The sequence below is a fragment of the Candidatus Nanosynbacter lyticus genome (genome assembly GCF_030253515.1).
Lineage (GTDB): Bacteria > Patescibacteriota > Saccharimonadia > Saccharimonadales > Saccharimonadaceae > Nanosynbacter > Nanosynbacter lyticus_A.
The window spans coordinates 135,827-153,405 of sequence record NZ_CP124549.1; the positions used below are offsets into that span (position 1 = coordinate 135,827).

Sequence of the window (17,579 nt, forward strand, 5' to 3'; positions counted from 1 at the left end):
TATGTTATAATGTTCCCGCTGTGATGTTGCGGCGAATGATGCGAACCTCTTTACCCAGTTGTCGCGAGCGGCAATAGAAGAAGGTTACAACAGCCGCAATGATACCGGCAAATAACATGTTTTCTCCAGGGCCGGTTCGCGGCAGGGTAGCGACGGTCTGCTCGACGACCTTTGGCGTTGGGCAATTGACAACGATTTCGACACTGGTACCAAAGACGTTTGTCATACGGCAGTCATACGATGATGGGTCGCTGGTGCCGCGTGGCTTAGCCGAAAGTTGACCCTTGAGCTGGACGACGTAGGTCATAACCTTTTGCTCGCCTGGTTTGAGGGTGACTCGTGGCCAAGAAAGGGTGCGCTTTTCCTTATCAAAGGTGCCACCACCATTATCATAGATATCGGCATATTCTAGTACGTCGGATAGCTCGTCCTTTAGATCAACTGTTGCCGGAGCTTTGCCTTCGTTTTTAATGGTTAGCTTATACTCAATACGGTCGCTGGCGTTGGCTTTTTTCTTGGTGGCATCGCCACCGGAGGTTAGGTTATGTGCTGCCTTGGTGCGGGTAACCTGGGCTTTACAGGTTGTGTCTTTGACCCAAATTGTAGCATCGCCTGGGCACGGCTGGCAGTCGGGGTGGTCTATCGGCAGGCTTGGGTTAAGTGGACAGCGTGGTTTCGGACTGATCGTAAAGGTTGAAGCACAGGCACTGTTCGTCTGGTCACCAAGGCTGGTGTGGACGATAACGGACACGGTATACGTGCCGTCCTTGTCGAGTGTGTGCTGTAATGACGTGCTCGTAGCGGTGGTATTGACACGTTTGCGGAGCACCTCTGTGCCGGCTGAGTTTTTAATGATGAAGGTATAGCCAGCGATCGTTGCACCGTTTTGGACATCACCATACGCTGTCATCGAGACTTTGGTACGGTCGGTGACGACGGGTCGCTCAAGTAATTTACAAGCGGCGGTTGGTTTCGGTTTTTGTTTTGGCAACTCTTTGAGCATGATGTTAGCGCAGGCCTTCATGATAGCAAACGGTTTGCCCTCGCTAGTCGTGCCGACGAATGATTTATACCATGAGCCTGAGCCGCTGCGGTTGCGCCCGGTGTCAAATTCAGCCATTGGTCGTGAATACAGCGTTAAGCTACCAACCTGAAACTGGACTTCTCCGCGCTGAAGGCCGAAGCGTGAAACTCGGCTCCATGACTGCCAGCCATTATCGCGGCCGCTGCTGCGAGTACTGATCTCAGAGTCGCGAGCACTCGCCAAGTTCTCGCGTGTGATGCCAGCGTGCTGCAGCATGTCACGATAATTTTGCGAGTTATTGTCCCACGCGGCGAGTAGCTGTGATTTCGTATGAATACCGCCATAAACGAGGTCTGAAGCATTGGCGGCATTGGCAGATTCAGGTGGTTGGAAAACGGCAAATGACTGCACGATGAGCGCTAGGGCGGTCAGAATGAGACCGGTTTTGCGAGTGATTTCCTCTTTGTGGAGGCGTTTCGCGTAAAAGCCGAGCTCTTGGATGAGGCTTGGGCTAAACGCGAGGTGGGAGACGATTTTCTTAAACATGCCGTTCCTTATTTTCCATTAGTTTTATGTTTTCGTAAAAATTCCGTCTCCACTATAGCACGGCGATCGCTTTTACGCAAATAGCTTGAGTGAACACTTTTTTTGCGGTATAATGGGGGAGTTGTAAATAGCTGACAAATCAGAAATAGTGAGGGAAGCATGGCTAAACAAACAGATAAGCAAGCCTACGATGGCTCGCAAATCCAGGTTTTGGAGGGTCTCGAACCGGTGCGTAAGCGGCCGGGAATGTACATTGGTAGCACGGGATATGATGGTATTCACCATTTGATCAAGGAGATCGCTGATAACTCAATCGACGAGGCAATCGCGGGCCATGCGACAAGAGTAGAGGTGGTGCTGCTAGAAGACGGTGGTGTGCAGGTGACCGATGATGGGCGCGGTATTCCAGTTGATAAACATCCAAAAACTGGTTTGTCTACTCTAGAAACAGTGCTGACCGTGCTACATGCTGGCGGTAAGTTTGGCGGCGGTGGCTACAAAGTGTCATCTGGACTCCACGGCGTAGGCTCAAGCGTGGTAAACGCGCTTTCAACCAAAATGATCGCTGAAGTGGTGCGAGACGGGCAGCTGTACCGTGTGGTGTTTGCGACTGGTGGTATCGTTGAACCACTGAAGAAGGTTGGTAAAACTGATCGGCCAACCGGGACGCGCATAACATTCTACCCAGATCCAACGATTTTTAAGGAGACAGTGGAATTTGACTACAAGTGGGTGGTTAGTTATTTGCGCCATCAGGCATACCTCACCAAAGGCGTGCACACCTCAGTTATTGACAATCGAACAGGTGAGCGACAGTCATTTTACTTTGAGGGTGGTATTCAGAGCTACGTGAGACACCTCAACATTGGCAAAGATGTTTTATCAAACGATGTCTTTTATGTTGAGAAGCAGGTTGAAGATTGCATGGTGGAAATTGCCGTGCAATATAACGATACCTACATTGAGACGGTGAAGCCGTTCGCCAACAATGTGCTGACACCAGATGGCGGTACGCACCTAGTTGGTTTTCGTTCAGCGCTAACCAGGGTCATCAACGACTATGCGCGTAAGAATGGCTTATTGAAGGAAAAGGAAGATAACCTGACTGGTGACGACATTCGCGAGGGCTTGACGGCGATTATCTTGGTTAAATTGCCTGATCCACAGTTTGAAGGTCAGACCAAAAATAAGCTCGGTAATCCAGAAATGCGTCGCTATGTCGAGCAGGTGATGAACGAGTATTTTGCGTATTACCTCGAGGAAAATCCGAGTATTGCTAAGAAAATTGTCGGTAAGGCGACTTTGGCGGCACGAGCCCGCAAAGCGGCACGAGCAGCCCGCGACAATGTGATCCGTAAGGGTGCACTTGATGGTATGGGGCTACCAGGTAAGTTATGGGATTGCTCGAGCAAAAGTCCGAGCGATAGTGAAATTTATATCGTTGAGGGTAACTCGGCGGCCGGTTCAGCTAAAGAAGGCCGCGACAGTAAGACTCAGGCAATTTTGCCGCTCCGTGGTAAGGTGTTGAACACTGAGCGAGCGCGGCTTGATAAGATGTTTGCTAACAAGGAAATTGTGGCAATGATCCAGGCCTTTGGTACTGGGATTGGCGATCAGTTTGACATCAATGGCTTGCGCTATCACAAAATTATCATCATGACCGATGCCGATGTTGACGGTAGTCACATCGCGACGTTGCTTCTGACCTTCCTATTCCGCTATATGAAGGAGGTGGTTGAGGGTGGCTACGTGTATCTTGCCAAACCACCACTATACTCAATCAACCGTGGGCAGAAGAAGATTTATGCGTATGATGAGGATGAAAAAGACAAAGTATTGGCGAGCCTGATTGCCGATAAGAAGAATCGTGGTACAACAATCGACGATGAACAAGACGTCACCAAGCAGGCTGGCGTAACAATCTCTCGGTTTAAGGGTCTTGGTGAGATGGACGCCGACCAGCTGTGGGGGACGACGATGAATCCAGAGAACCGTGTACTGATTCAGGTCAGTGTGGAAGACGCCGAGGAAGCAGATGCGATCTTTACACGGTTGATGGGCGATGATGTGAGTTTGCGCAAAAACTTTATTCAAAGTTGGGCAAAAAATGCTAACTTGGAGGATTTGGATATTTAATCATGAGTGATCAGGACAAACAGATGCAACCAACCAGTGACCACGAGTCAATTGAGGCGACGCCAGACATGGTAACCGAGACGCCAACAGGCTTGGAGCGACGTCGGCTCGAGCATGTGATGCAGGATAATTTCTTTCGCTATTCAATGAGTGTCATTGTTGATCGGGCATTACCGGATGTGCGCGATGGTCTAAAGCCCGTACATCGCCGTATTTTGTATTCAATGAACCAAAACGGCAATCGTAGTACTGCAAAGTTCGTCAAGTCAGCGCGTATCATCGGTGATGTGATGGGTAAATATCACCCGCACGGTGACTCAGCGATTTATGATTCAATGGTTCGTTTGGCGCAAGATTGGGCGATGCGCTATACCTTGGTGCAAGGTCAGGGAAACTTTGGTTCAATGGACGGAGATCCACCGGCCGCCCACCGTTATACCGAGGCGCGACTCGATAAGCCAGCTGAAGAATTACTAACTGATATTGAGAAGGAAACGGTTGATTTTAAGGATAATTTTGATGGTTCAGAGCGTGAGCCGATTGTGCTGCCGGCAAAGTTGCCGAACTTGCTATTGAACGGCCAGATTGGTATTGCTGTCGGTATGGCAACCAGCATCCCGACACACAACCTAGGTGAGTTGGTAGATGCGACGATTGAATTAATTGATAATCCTGAAGCGACAGTGGATGACTTGCTCAAACACGTCAAGGGTCCAGATTTTCCGACAGGCGCGATTGTCTACGGTGGTGCGCCGATGCGTCAGGCATATGCGACTGGTCGCGGTAGTGTAATGATGCGGGCAGTGGCGGAGATTCAGGAGACCAAGAAGGGGCGACATCAGATCGTCGTCACAGAGATCCCGTATGGTGTAAATAAAGCAACATTGATCGAAAAAATCGGTGAACTTCACAAAGAAAAGCGGGTGCAACTGGCTGACCTGCGTGATGAAAGTTCTCGAGGTAAGGTCCGCATCGTCATCGAACTGAAAAAGGATGCCTATCCAAAAAAGGTATTGAATCAGCTGTATAAATTAACAGCTTTACAAACGAGTTTTAATTACAACATGCTGGCACTGGTCAATACCATGCAGCCACGGATTTTAGGCTTGCATGATATTTTGAGCGAGTTTATCAAGCACCGTCAATCTGTAGTGCGTCGTCGTACAGAATTTGAACTGAAAAAGGCCAAGGCACGGGCGCATATCCTAGAGGGCTACAAGATTGCCCTGGATCACATCGACGAGGTGATCAAGACAATTCGTGCTTCAAAAACTCAGGATGAGGCAGAGAAGAACCTGCGCGCTAAGTTCGGACTGAGCGAGATTCAGGCAAAAGCTATCCTGGCGATGCAGTTGCGACGCCTGACTGGGCTTGAACGTGAAGCGATCGAGAATGAGCTTCGTGAGCTCCTGAAGCTGATTGCAAGACTAGAGGCCATCCTGGCCGATGAGCAAGAGATTTTGAACATCATCAAAACTGAGCTCCTAGAGATGAAGGAAAAGTATGGCGACGAGCGGCGGAGTAAAATTATCAACCATGAACTGGGTAAGTTCTCTGATGAGGAGCTAATTCCAGATGAGGAAGCGGTCATTTTGCTAACTGGCGAGAATTACATCAAGCGAACCCTGCTTAGTGATTATCGCAAGCAAAACCGCGGCGGCAAGGGTAAGCGCGGCATGACCACCAAAGAGGAGGATATCATTGACCAGGTGGTACCAGCAAATACCCATGACTACCTATTGTTCTTTACGAATCGAGGTCGGATTTTCCGTCTGAAAGCGTATGAAGTACCAGCTGCCAGTCTCAGTGCCAAAGGTGTGGCGGCGGTGAACCTGCTCCAGCTGCAGCCAGAAGAGAAGATTACCGCTATCATTAAACACGAGAAGAACGCTGGTGACCAGGGCTACCTATTTATGGCGACTAAGCATGGTACGGTGAAAAAGACTCCGCTTGGTGACTACGCCAATATCCGGACGAACGGGCTCATTGCTATTAAGTTAGATGAGGGTGACGAGTTACGTTGGATCAAGAAAACAGATGGCAAAAGTGATGTAATTATTTCAACATCAGCTGGCCAGGCGATTCGTTTCAACGAGCAGGATGCCCGGCCGATGGGTCGAGCGGCTCGTGGCGTACGCGGCGTGCGCCTGCGCCCAAATGATTGTGTCGTTGGTATGGATATTGTGACGAGCGACGACCAGACACTGCTAGTTATTAGCGAAAAAGGCTTTGGCAAGCGCACGAAAGTGACTAACTTCCCAAGTCATAAGCGCGGTGGTGTCGGGATAAAAGCGGCGATTGTGACAGCAAAGACGGGCCCAATTATTTCAGTACAGACGATTGATCCGACGATGAACGAAGCGCTGTTGGTATCGCAAAATGGTCAAACAATTCGTCTGGGCTTGAGTGACATCAAGTTGCTCGGTCGAACAACCCAGGGTGTGACGATTATGCGGTTGAGTGATGGTGACGCGGTGTCGTCGATTGGCCTAATGGAGAAACGTCCAGACGAGGAGGACTAGCCAAGTGCCGATGCAATACCTCCTGATACCGGGCATCGCGTGGTTTGTAGCGCAGTCATCAAAGCATCTGGCCCGGCTGTTTGGCCGTAATCGTCGAGTTACGCAGTCGAACCCTCGTTCGCCGGTATTGTTTTCGGGCGGTATGCCGAGTGCTCACAGTGCAACGGTAGTGTCGCTTGCGCTGACCATCGGCTACTACCAGGGGTGGGGAAGTCCGCTGTTTGGCCTGGCTGCGTGGTTCGCGGCAATCGTATTATATGATGCGGTGATGGTGCGATTTTCCTCTGGACAGCAAGGTGACTTGCTCAATAGAGTGGTGCGAAAAGATTATCCAAAACTGTCGACGATTAGGGTGGCACATGGTCATACACTGCCAGAAATGCTTGCTGGGGCCGCTGTGGGTGCGGCTGTGACGTTTGTTGTAATTTTCGCTACAAGATAATTGCTAATAACCCTTGACCTGACTACTAATATCAGGTAAGATGAGTATCAGTCTGGTTGCTGGAGTGCGAGCCAAGCGACAATCACGCTAATTTGTTAGGTGAAGCGAAAGCGGTACACAAACCCGACTATGGTCTTTAACAATTTGATTGTGCAATATCATCGTCAGTTTATATTTTTGTAGAGCCTTACTACTTTGATACAAAGTAGATTTTTAACGGAGAGTTTGATCCTGGCTCAGGATGAATGCTGGCGGCGTGCCTAACACATGCAAGTCGAGCGGCAGCGGGTTCTGCACTATCAACTTGAAGCCTGGACGCGGGGATTTCCAAAGGAAATCAGCCGCATCATTTCGAAAGAAAATGAGTGTCTAGGGTGACTTCGAACTGATAGTGCAGAATGCCGGCGAGCGGCGAACGGCTGAGTAACGCGTAGGAATTTGCCCCAAAGTGAGGAATAACTGCCCGAAAGGGTAGCTAATGCCGCATATGGTCTTCGGATTAAAGGATTTATCCGCTTTGGGAGAAGCCTGCGTTGGATTAGGTAGTTGGTAGGGTAATGGCCTACCAAGCCGACGATCCATAGCTGGTCTGAGAGGATGATCAGCCAGACTGGAACTGAGACACGGTCCAGACTCCTACGGGAGGCAGCAGTGAGGAATCTTCCACAATGGGCGAAAGCCTGATGGAGCAACGCCGCGTGAAGGATGAAGGCCTTCGGGTTGTAAACTTCTTTTATGAGTGAAGAATATGACGGTAACTCATGAATAAGCACCGGCTAACTACGTGCCAGCAGCCGCGGTCATACGTAGGGTGCGAGCATTATCCGGAGTGACTGGGCGTAAAGAGTTGCGTAGGCGGTAAGTCAAGTGAATAGTGAAACCTGGTGGCTCAACCATGCAGACTATTATTCAAACTGGCTTACTCGAGAGTGGTAGAGGTCACTGGAATTTCTTGTGTAGGAGTGAAATCCGTAGATATAAGAAGGAACACCGATGGCGTAGGCAGGTGACTGGACCATTTCTGACGCTAAGGCACGAAAGCGTGGGGAGCGAACCGGATTAGATACCCGGGTAGTCCACGCCGTAAACGATGGATACTAGCTGTTGGAGGTATCGACCCCTTCAGTAGCGAAGCTAACGCGTTAAGTATCCCGCCTGTGGAGTACGGCCGCAAGGCTAAAACATAAAGGAATTGACGGGGACCCGCACAAGCGGTGGATTATGTTCTTTAATTCGATGATAACCGAAGAACCTTACCAGGGCTTGACATCCAGGGAAGGTCTATGAAAGTAGACTGTGCCTTTTGGAACCCTGTGACAGGTGATGCATGGCCGTCGTCAGCTCGTGTCGTGAGATGTTAGGTTAAGTCCTTCAACGAGCGCAACCCTTGCAAGTAGTTGTATTTTTCTACTTGGACTGCCCCGGTAACGGGGAGGAAGGAGGGGATGATGTCAGGTCAGTATTTCCCTTACGTCCTGGGCTAGAAACGTAATACAATGGCTAGTACAATGCGCAGCGAAGCCGCGAGGTGAAGCAAATCGCATCAAAGCTAGTCCCAGTTCGGATTGCAGGCTGAAACTCGCCTGCATGAAGTCGGAATCGCTAGTAATCGCAAATCAGCAAGTTGCGGTGAATACGTTCCCGGGTCTTGTACACACCGCCCGTCAAACCATGAAAGTGACCAACACCCGAAGTCCGATTCGTCGGCCTAAGGTGGGGGGCATGATTGGGGTTAAGTCGTAACAAGGTATCCGTACCGGAAGGTGCGGATGGATTACCTCCTTTCTAGGGAGAATAGATGCCAATTTGTCGAGCAATCACAAATTGAGCTAGGTCGGTCTCGTAAATATGCTGAGCTTACATATTTACAATAGTCCTTCTAGGGACGAGACAAAGTTCAAAACCTTCTCTACGATAAGCCGATTGATGAATTGCACAATCAAGTTGTTAATATGGAAATACCCTCCTATGTGGAGGGTGTTTTTTCGTCTATGACTAATGACGGGGTCTTTCACGTGGCTGTCTCTAATCGATTATAACTAGAACGCGATATGGCGATGGCTGCGGAACTATCGGCGACCGAATAGCGATTCTGCCAGCCAGCCCAGCGGGATAGTGTGGAGACACAGCATAATCCCAAAGCCAACTCCACAGACGACCAGACCCCAGAACTTAAAGCGCTCGTAACTACTGATACCGCTCGCGAGATTGTCTGCCAGTTTTTGATGATATACGGTCATGACGGCACCGATAATTAAAACGATGAGCCCGACAAAAAAAGATCCAAAGGTAAATTTATAATACATATCTCCATTATACACTTGCCAGAATAAAAAAGATACGGTACAATGAATAAAGTCTTGGCGAGATGGGGGCATAGCTCAGTTGGCTAGAGCACCTGCTTTGCAAGCAGGGGGTCCAGGGTTCGAGTCCCTGTGCCTCCACCATATGGGGTGAAGTAGGCTTACGTCTACGACACTCCACCAAGACTGCAATGAGGGCGATTAGCTCAGCTGGTTAGAGCGCGTCACTGATAATGACGAGGTCGGAGGTTCAAGTCCCTCATCGCCCACCATAACGTCATTATGTTGAACAGAGCGAGGTATAATGACCTTTTGAAGGGTAATCCTATTACCCATCACGTTTTTGATAAGGGCGACTAGCTCAGTTGGCTAGAGCATCTCGTTTACACCGAGAGGGTCAGGGGTTCGAGTCCCTTGTCGCCCACCAAATAAATAGTCATCCCGTTTGGGGGTGTTTTTATTTAGAGGTGTCGAGATTGACATATGCAGTAAACTATGCTATTATGCTAGGCGTATATGGTAAAGAACAAACATAATTTAGAAAATAATCCATATGGTGAACGCTTGAGTTTTGTGCGGCAGTTTTCTGCCTACGATGATCTTGACGACATTAACAAGAGACTATTGCGCACCTTGCGTTTGATAAGGACCTTGAAGATGCAGGTTTTTATAAGTTAGCACATGAGATTATCCATGAAAAACGGGCGATGGGGGGCGCTGCGCTCAATGCGTCTTCTGCGGAGCGATATACTAGACTTCCTCAATCGTTTGATGAGGCAAGAAAGATGCCAGGTAATTCTATAGAAGAGGTGTTGGGGCGGCTTGATACCGACACGTCAGTGAACAACCCCGATGATGTCGAGTTTTATAGGACAGGAGTGCGTCAGCATATCGAAGGGCTCTATGCTTTTTCTGACAAATATTGACAGAGGTACGGCGGGGGTAATCAAATAAAGGAAAAAATGTTGGCAGATGAATGCAGCCTACTTTGGATACAACATAACTCTTTGGAGTTTCTGCGGGAAAATGGTAAAACCCTCAACAAATACCCAACGGTAAGAATATATCTTAATCCTCAGTTACAAGATAGTCTTGATATCTATAAAAAGATTTTTGCGAAAGCTACAAGAGAGAGGCTTCGCTTTCAGGCAAAGATTATGGCGCCAAGTGGTTACACCAAGCACCTTGTAGACAAGGCGGTTGACTATTGCGCCGGACTAGCCGCTGGGCGGCTGGAAACAAGACGAGATCCGATAGTATTTTATGGATTTGAGGAGTCTAAAGACAAGTTACTGAGGATAGTTGAAGAGGTTTACTTTCAGTATGAGAGTGCTTTTGAAGGCAGGGAAACGGGAGCTATCCCATTAGCCATCGCTCCTGGTTTTGCGGTTGGGGAAAATCCAGTAGGGTTGGATGGTGAAGAGTCATTAACAGATCATAGACAGCGAGTCATTAAGGAGGCTGATTACGATGCCAATAAGTTTCGGATGAATGCTGCCTCATGGAATATAAACCCGGATAATATCGCTTTTAATAAATAATTACCCTATACTGTAAGTAGATGTATAAGTATGTTATAAAACCCCTATTATTTTTGTTAACGCCAGACTTTACGCATAAGCTGATTGTTTTTTGCGGTCGCGTGGCGCAGGCTCTACCGCCTGTTCGGTGGGGTATCCGTAAGTCGTGGGGTTTTCAAGACAACTCGCTTCAGCAGGAAGTGAGCGGCATCACTTTTCGTAACCCGATCGGCTTATCGGCAGGATTTGATAAAAATATTCAGCTGTTGTCACTAATGGAAGACATTGGTTTTGGGTTTGCTTCGGGTGGGTCGGTGACACTAGAGCCGAGGAAGGGGAATCGACGGCCGTGGTTTCATCGCTTGCCAAAGACGAAGTCAGTCGTAGTTTTTGCGGGTATGCCAAATAAAGGTTTGCGAAAGATTCGTAGCTATATTGAACGAAACACCCGTCGGTCAAGCAACGCAGTCAGTGTGATCTCTGTGGCGGTTATTGCAAATAAAACAACGATTGAGCAGGCTGGTGGCTATCCAGCCGAACAGGCGATCATTAATGACGTAAAAAAAGCAACAGAATATATTATTCACAACAAATTGGCGAGTGTTGTAGAAATTAACATATCATGCCCTAATGCCGGCAAGGAGCCGTTTATTGAGGCGGAGTCACTTGATGTATTATTAACAACACTTGATATCGTGCCGCGTGATGTACCGTTCTGGGTGAAAATGCCGCATTTGTACGATGTAGAACAATTCGATTCGCTACTAAAAGTTATCGTTCAGCATAACGTCCAAGGTGTGACGGTGGCAAATCTGATCAAAGACCGTAGTAAAATTAACATCAAAGATTCGCTGACTGATGAAATTCGCGGTGGGCTGAGTGGTGCGCCAACGCGCGAACACAGCTTAGAGCTGATTCGCCATGCGTATAAGAAATATGGCGACCGGTTGACGATCATTGGCGTTGGTGGAGTGTTTTCGGCTGAGGATGCGTACGCCAAGATTAAGGCTGGCGCCAGCCTAGTCGGGCTGATTACCGGTCTGTTTTTTGAAGGACCGCAGCTGGTTGGGCAAATCAATCGCGGATTGGTGGAGCTATTGAAAAAAGACGGTTTTTCTCGTATCTCCGAGGCAGTTGGCGCGGATTTTCGCAGCCGGTCAAAAAAGACGAAAAAACTTTGAAAAAACTCTTGCAAAACAACTTCGGCTGCTGTATAGTTGATTACTAGTTACGCGAATGTTCAGGAGAACCTCTGGCAATACACTGCAAAACGTGCGAGGGCAGTGGTGATAGTATCGTTGAGTGTAGATTAGATGACGTCATTTTGACGGGTCGAGATGTGCACTCAAGCGTGAGGCATGATCATTAACAATTTGAAGAGAAGAAATTGAGTTTTTAATTGACGGTAACAGTAATTGCAAGGTAGCAACTACTAGTTAAGTCAATGCATAAAAAGGTACTCAAGGGCACTAAATGGATGCCTAGACGTATATTACCGATGAAGGACGTGGAAGACTGCGATAAGCCTCGGGAAGCTGTCAACAAGCTTTGATCCGGGGATTTCCGAATGGGGAAACCCAGCATGAGTCATGTCATGTTGCCACTTGCTGAACACATAGGCAAGCGAGCGGGAACCATCTGAACTGAAACATCTTAGTAGGATGAGGAAGAGAAAGTAAATAACGATTGCGAAAGTAGTGGCGAGCGAAATCGCAACAGCCCAAACCTTTTAAGTTTTTGCCTATTTATTTAGGCAAATAAGTTGATAGATGAATACTTAATAAGGGGTTGTGATATTACATATGACCAAGTCAGAGAACTTCAGAACAATTTGAAGGTATCTGATTTGCGATACCAGGCTATCAACTGGTAGTAAGGTAAGAAATTGCGTGGTTAGCAGAATAGTTTGAATGACTAGCCAAAGAACGTGAAAGCCGTGTACGCGAAAACGACGCTGACCTTATGTATGTTTTATCGAGTAGGACGGGGCACGAGAAACCCTGTTTGAATCTGGCTGGACCACCAGCCAAGGCTAAATATAATATACGATCGATAGTGAACTAGTACAGCGATGGAAAGGTGAAAAGAACCCCGGGAGGGGAGTGAAATAGATCCTGAAATTTAGTGCCTACAAGGAGTCGGAGCCGGCTTGTCCGGTGACGGCGTGCTTTTTGTAGAACGATCCAGCGAGTTAATTTTTACAGCGAGGTTAAGTCAATTGACGGAGCCACAGTGAAAGCGAGCCTGAATAGGGCGTTTAGTTGTAAGGATTAGACCCGAAACCGGGTGACCTAACCATGAGCAGGTTGAAGCCACTGTAACAGGTGGTGGAGGACCGAACCAGGATACGCAGCAAAGTGTTTGGATGACTTGTGGTTAGCGGTGAAATGCCAATCGAACTCGGAGATAGCTGGTTCTCCTCGAAATAGCTTTAGGGCTAGCGTCGTGTTAGTAGCACATGGGGGTAGAGCTCTGTAAAGGACTGGGGCGGGCAACTGTACCCACCCTTAACAAACTACGAATACCATGTGTGTAACCACGGCAGTTAGAACATCGGTGCTAAGATCGGTGCTCGAAAGGGAAACAGCCCAGACCATCATCTAAGGTCCCTAAATTAACGTTCAGTGGGAAACAAGGTGAGATTTCTTAAACAGCTAGGATGTTGGCTTAGAAGCAGCCATTCATTTAAAGAGTGCGTAACAGCTCACTAGTCAAGAGATCTTGCGTGGAAAATGTAACGGGGCTAAAACGTTATACCGAAGATATGGATGTCAGATTTATCTGGCGTGGTAGAGGAGCGTTCCTATCAGCGGTGAAGTCGAATCGGAAGGTTCGGTGGAGCGGTAGGAAGTGAGAATGCTGGAATGAGTAACCATAAGAGAGGTGAGAATCCTCTCGGCCGTAAGAGCAAGGTTTCCTGAGCCATGGTAATCATCTCAGGGTTAGTCGGGCCTAAGCCGAGGCGCAGAGCGTAGGCGATGGACATCAGGTTAATATTCCTGAACTGGTTAGTTTTGTACACTGTTCACGGGGAAGTAATCGAAGCGGATTCATGGTTTATCCGTCCAACCGAGCGGGAACGCAAAGGGAGTGAAAGTGATTCTTCGGAGTCGCGATTTTGGTGAAAGCCCTGGCTAGAAAAGCAGGTGTACGCGTGGACTTAGCCGCCCGTACCGCAAACCAACACAGGTGCTCGAGTCGAGTAGACTCAGGCTTACGAGCGAACCTTCGCTAAGGAACTCGGCAATACAGCGACCGTAACTTCGGGATAAGGTCTGCCCCCACTTCGGTGGATATCAGCCGCGTTCACTCAGTGAATAATAGGTTAAAGAGTATATTTTTAATCACAAAACGAATTTTCTGAGACACGAGCAAACGAATTGCTCTTTTGAACGCGAATCTCTTGTATCTAACGATGTGGGGGCCGCAGCAAAAGAGCCCACGGAACTGTTTATCAAAAACACAGGTCTCTGCTAACACGAAAGTGGATGTATAGGGGCTGACTCCTGCCCAATGCTGGAAGGTTAAGGGGAGCGCTTCACGGTGCGAACTGAAGCCCTAGTCAATGGCGGCGGTAACTATAACCGTCCTAAGGTAGCGAAATTCCTTGTCAGGTAAGTTCTGACCCGCACGAATGGAGTAATCATGTGGGCACTGTCTCAGCGAAGGACTCGGTGAAAGTGCATTGGCGGTAAAGATGCCGTCTGTCCGTACCAGGACGAAAAGACCCCATGGAGCTTTACTACAGCTTTACATTGAATACGGTTTCAACATGTGTAGCATAGGTGGGAGACTTTGAAGCAGATACGCCAGTATTTGCGGAGTCACCAAGTGAAATACCACCCTTGTTGTGATTGTGTTCTCACGCTGACCGTTATCCGGTTAGTGGACCGTGTATGGTGGGTAGTTTAACTGGGGCGGTTGCCTCCTAAAGAGTAGCGGAGGCGTTCAAAGGTTGGCTAACTTCGGATGGAAATCGAAGTGATAGTGTATGCGCATAAGCCAGCTTGACTGTGAGGAGTACATTCCAATCAGAGACGAAAGTCGGAGCAAGTGATCCGCTGTACGTACATTTGTACATGAATGTGGGATCGACAGCGCAAACGGATAAAAGTTACCCTGGGGATAACAGGCTTATAGCGCCCAATAGTTCACATAGACGGCGCTGTTTGGCACCTCGATGTCGGCTCATCACATCCTGGAGGGGGAGCACCTTCCAAGGGTTCGGCTGTTCGCCGATTAAAGTGGTACGCGAGCTGGGTTCAGAACGTCGTGAGACAGTTCGGTTTATATCCGGTATGGACGATAGGAAACTTGAGAGGATCTACCCCTAGTACGAGAGGATCGGGGCGGACACACCTCTGGTGTATCGATTGTGGCCACCTGCTGCATTGTCGAGTAGCTATGTGCGGACTAGATAAGCGCTGAAAGCATATTAAGCGCGAAACTAACCTCAAGATAAGGTTTCCCTATGAGGACACAGAAAGACTATCTGTTTGATAGGCGCAAGGTGGAAGTGCAGCAATGCATGGAGCTAAAGCGTACTAATAGTCCCATTGCCTTTTTATGTCCTTGTCTGCTAGCGTTTATGCTTGCATAACGCTCGCGGATAAGGTAGACTTGACTAGTAATTGGTGCTTTTCAACAAGTGCCGGTCAATTAACAATTCAATTCCGTGCTGAGATTTGGACATCGAAGAAAGGGGTTTGGCCCACCGCGGAGCATATGCGGAACCAAGCGTCGTAACCCCCTCCTTCGGTGCCCATGGCGAGGAGGAAACACCTGTTCTCATTCCGAACACAGAAGTTAAGCTCCCCAGCGGCGATTATACTGCGAAAGTGGGAAACTAGCACGGTGCCGAATTATAAAAAAGACTTCCGAATAGGGGGTCTTTTTTCAGTTCTGCCAGAGGTGCTTGCGAGTAGCATAAGTATGATATAATGATGGGGAAATGGATAAAAAACAAACAGAACAGCCAGAGTCCCTTAGGCCGGAGCGTAGGGGGGTTGTGGCGATATGCGCGCCTTGGTTAAGGCGGCCAAAATCGTGGGTTATTATTGGTAGCGGTATCGTTGCCTTGGCGGGGATAGTAGTTGGGACGTTATTTGTTATTACAACACGTGGTAATGTCAGCGTCGAGCGTGTGTCCGATGAAGCCCTACAGGAAGTCGACCGTCCAGTTCGCCTAAAGTTTAGTCAGCAACTGGGCGAAGTAAAACCGAAGATTACACCAGAAGTGCGTGGCGTGTGGCGCGAAAAGCGACAGCTGTTCGGCGTTTTTGAGATGGAGTTTACGCCCGACCAGCCACTGACAGCTGATACAAATTACACCGTGGCGTTCCCGGGGGTGAGACGTTCGCTGTTTGGTCATGCAACGATCCATGATGTATCGTTCAAGACGCAAAAAGCACCACGAGTGGACACGGCGTCACTGGATGGTAAAGAAGTGATCGCGATGGATCAGGCGTTGACGGTGCGTTTAGGCTCACGGGCGGGTAAATTGCGTGATCTAGAATTGACGACTGAGCCAGCGCTTGAGCTGAAGCGTGAGTCGTCGGATGATCAAACATTTTCATGGAAATACGCTGGCCTACTAGCACCTGACACGCAGTATACCTTCAAGTTATACGATAAAGCCCAGAAGGAAGAGTTAAAACGTTTTACGGTGAAAAGTGCGCCGCTACCAGCGATTGGTTCACCGATTAAAGAGCATTCAGTGACGCCATCAGACGAATTGAAGTTGACATTTCAGGAGGCAATTGACGCAAAGGATCGGCCACATATAGCGGTTGACACGGCTGGTAATGGTTCGTGGCGGAGCGATACCGAGTACGTGTTTAAGGCAGATAAATTGGAGCCGGGCAAAACGTACACATACACCATTCCGAAAGGCTTGCGGACAGCTCGTGGAGGCGTTCTCGTCGAGGAAGTAAAAAAGACATTTACCACTAATGGGCATGTGCGTGGTGTGGGGGCGTCCCCGTGGCGAACCACTGTTGATCAAGCGGCGCAGGATGTACGGATAACCTTTGATCAGGCAGTTGACCACAAGAGCGCCCAGGATCGCCTCAGGGTGTCATCTGGTACAGTTCAGAGTATTTCCTGGCGTGGCAATACAATGATTGCTCGGGTGGTTAATATAGGCTTTCAGCGGCAAGTTCAGGTTTGGGTAGAGCCAGGTGTGCAGCCAGTGTTTGGACTGCCGAGCGTAGAGCGAATTGCGACATCGTTCACAACTAATTCACGGGTCGTCAAGCTCAATAACGTACCATTCTATCGTCAGGCGTACGCCCAAAGCTGCGAAGCGGCCTCACTGCGTATGGCCTTGGCATATCGTGGTGTGCATGATAGTGATTGGAATATCTTGCAGCGTTTTGGGTATCGTCCGCGCTCGCGAGACAAGGCGACAAATGAGTGGGACGATCCGAATGTGCAGTTTGTGGGCGACGTAAACGGCAACCAAGGTGCGGGAACGGGCTGGGGTGTATATGCCGGTCCGGTGGCGCGGGCGGCCGGTCAATATGGCCGCGGAACGTCAGTGGCATATGGCGCCAATGCGAATTTCGTAGCACAGCAAATTCACAATGGTAATCCAGTCATTGCGTGGGGCGTATGGCGGATTGGCGCAAAAATTGATAGTTGGAGGACGCCGTCAGGTCGGACGGTCAGTGGGCCGATACCGATGCATGTGCGTCTCATTGTTGGGGTTCGGGGTGAACCGCACGATCCACTTGGATTTTATGTTAATGACCCGATCTCGGGACGACTCTATTGGACGAGAGCACAGTTTGTGGCGATGACAGCTGGTGCTGGACCGGCGGCGCAGCTGTTGGCGGTACATTAATCGGTACTGAAGTGAGGATGGTATAGTCGGGGGCCCCGCGTCTTTGTCATTCATTGAGCTAGCTCTATAGAGGCGGGCTTTGTGGTCGGAAAGTTGAAGGTGGGTATATGTATTTTTCTCGTCGTCGGAGTAATTTTGACCTAGATAATTTTAGCTATTGGCGAAATTCCTTTCACAATCAAAAACCACCCATCTCGCAGAAAGGGTGGTTTTTGAGTGGTGGAACTCATCATTTCTAAGCT

9 protein-coding genes, 3 tRNA genes and 3 rRNA genes are annotated in these 17,579 nt (G+C 48.8%); 13 read left to right on the plus strand and 2 right to left on the minus strand.

Annotation, left to right across the window (positions count from 1 at the left end):
* Positions 1-4: 4 nt before the first annotated feature.
* Positions 5-1,570: a DUF7927 domain-containing protein gene (locus tag NLML1_RS00715; RefSeq protein ID WP_285441667.1), complete on the minus strand. Its 1,566-nt coding sequence runs from the start codon at positions 1,568-1,570 to the stop codon at positions 5-7.
* A 159-nt stretch (positions 1,571-1,729) separates the two neighbouring features.
* Between NLML1_RS00715 and gyrB the strand changes: the two genes are divergently transcribed.
* The 4 genes from gyrB to NLML1_RS00735 all read left to right on the plus strand — a co-directional run bounded on the left by gyrB (position 1,730) and on the right by NLML1_RS00735 (position 8,455).
* On the plus strand, positions 1,730-3,706 hold the full coding sequence (gene gyrB / locus NLML1_RS00720) for a DNA topoisomerase (ATP-hydrolyzing) subunit B (protein ID WP_285441668.1): 1,977 nt from the start codon (positions 1,730-1,732) through the stop codon (positions 3,704-3,706).
* Between the two features lie 68 nt (positions 3,707-3,774).
* Positions 3,775-6,228, plus strand: coding sequence for a DNA gyrase subunit A (gyrA, locus tag NLML1_RS00725; RefSeq protein WP_455423524.1), 2,454 nt, complete (start codon positions 3,775-3,777; stop codon positions 6,226-6,228).
* Positions 6,229-6,238: 10 nt separating this feature from the next.
* Positions 6,239-6,670, plus strand: a complete 432-nt coding sequence (locus NLML1_RS00730) for a divergent PAP2 family protein (protein ID WP_285441670.1) — start codon at positions 6,239-6,241, stop codon at positions 6,668-6,670.
* 213 nt (positions 6,671-6,883) lie between these two features.
* Positions 6,884-8,455, plus strand: a 16S ribosomal RNA gene (locus NLML1_RS00735).
* A gap of 284 nt (positions 8,456-8,739) precedes the next feature.
* Here the strand turns inward: NLML1_RS00735 and NLML1_RS00740 are convergent.
* A complete protein-coding gene (locus NLML1_RS00740; RefSeq protein ID WP_162323079.1) occupies positions 8,740-8,976 on the minus strand; it encodes a hypothetical protein in 237 nt (78 codons plus the stop codon).
* Between the two features lie 64 nt (positions 8,977-9,040).
* Here NLML1_RS00740 and NLML1_RS00745 point away from each other — a divergent pair.
* From NLML1_RS00745 to NLML1_RS00785, 9 genes are all read left to right on the plus strand, one after another.
* Positions 9,041-9,117, plus strand: a tRNA-Ala gene (locus tag NLML1_RS00745).
* A 51-nt stretch (positions 9,118-9,168) separates the two neighbouring features.
* Positions 9,169-9,245 (plus strand) — tRNA-Ile (locus NLML1_RS00750).
* A 78-nt stretch (positions 9,246-9,323) separates the two neighbouring features.
* A tRNA-Val gene (locus NLML1_RS00755) sits at positions 9,324-9,400 on the plus strand.
* A gap of 89 nt (positions 9,401-9,489) precedes the next feature.
* Positions 9,490-9,651: a hypothetical protein gene (locus NLML1_RS00760; RefSeq protein WP_285441671.1), complete on the plus strand. Its 162-nt coding sequence runs from the start codon at positions 9,490-9,492 to the stop codon at positions 9,649-9,651.
* A gap of 284 nt (positions 9,652-9,935) precedes the next feature.
* Positions 9,936-10,514: a hypothetical protein gene (locus NLML1_RS00765; RefSeq protein ID WP_285441672.1), complete on the plus strand. Its 579-nt coding sequence runs from the start codon at positions 9,936-9,938 to the stop codon at positions 10,512-10,514.
* Positions 10,515-10,534: 20 nt separating this feature from the next.
* Positions 10,535-11,674, plus strand: a complete 1,140-nt coding sequence (gene pyrD, locus NLML1_RS00770) for a dihydroorotate dehydrogenase (quinone) (RefSeq protein WP_285441673.1) — start codon at positions 10,535-10,537, stop codon at positions 11,672-11,674.
* A gap of 268 nt (positions 11,675-11,942) precedes the next feature.
* Positions 11,943-15,062, plus strand: a 23S ribosomal RNA gene (locus tag NLML1_RS00775).
* A 185-nt stretch (positions 15,063-15,247) separates the two neighbouring features.
* Positions 15,248-15,356: ribosomal RNA gene (rrf, locus tag NLML1_RS00780) — 5S ribosomal RNA — on the plus strand.
* An 88-nt stretch (positions 15,357-15,444) separates the two neighbouring features.
* A complete protein-coding gene (locus NLML1_RS00785) occupies positions 15,445-17,337 on the plus strand; it encodes a C39 family peptidase (protein WP_285441674.1) in 1,893 nt (630 codons plus the stop codon).
* Positions 17,338-17,579: the final 242 nt, after the last annotated feature.

Bases quoted from the DNA above. Each gene is read 5' to 3' on its own strand.
- NLML1_RS00715 (WP_285441667.1), bottom strand. From the start codon at position 1,570: ATGTTTAAGAAAATCGTCTCCCACCTCGCGTTTAGCCCAAGCCTCATC.
- gyrB (WP_285441668.1), top strand. From the start codon at position 1,730: ATGGCTAAACAAACAGATAAGCAAGCCTACGATGGCTCGCAAATCCAG.
- gyrA (WP_455423524.1), top strand. From the start codon at position 3,775: ATGGTAACCGAGACGCCAACAGGCTTGGAGCGACGTCGGCTCGAGCAT.
- NLML1_RS00730 (WP_285441670.1), top strand. From the start codon at position 6,239: ATGCAATACCTCCTGATACCGGGCATCGCGTGGTTTGTAGCGCAGTCA.
- NLML1_RS00740 (WP_162323079.1), bottom strand. From the start codon at position 8,976: ATGTATTATAAATTTACCTTTGGATCTTTTTTTGTCGGGCTCATCGTT.
- NLML1_RS00760 (WP_285441671.1), top strand. From the start codon at position 9,490: ATGGTAAAGAACAAACATAATTTAGAAAATAATCCATATGGTGAACGC.
- NLML1_RS00765 (WP_285441672.1), top strand. From the start codon at position 9,936: ATGTTGGCAGATGAATGCAGCCTACTTTGGATACAACATAACTCTTTG.
- pyrD (WP_285441673.1), top strand. From the start codon at position 10,535: ATGTATAAGTATGTTATAAAACCCCTATTATTTTTGTTAACGCCAGAC.
- NLML1_RS00785 (WP_285441674.1), top strand. From the start codon at position 15,445: ATGGATAAAAAACAAACAGAACAGCCAGAGTCCCTTAGGCCGGAGCGT.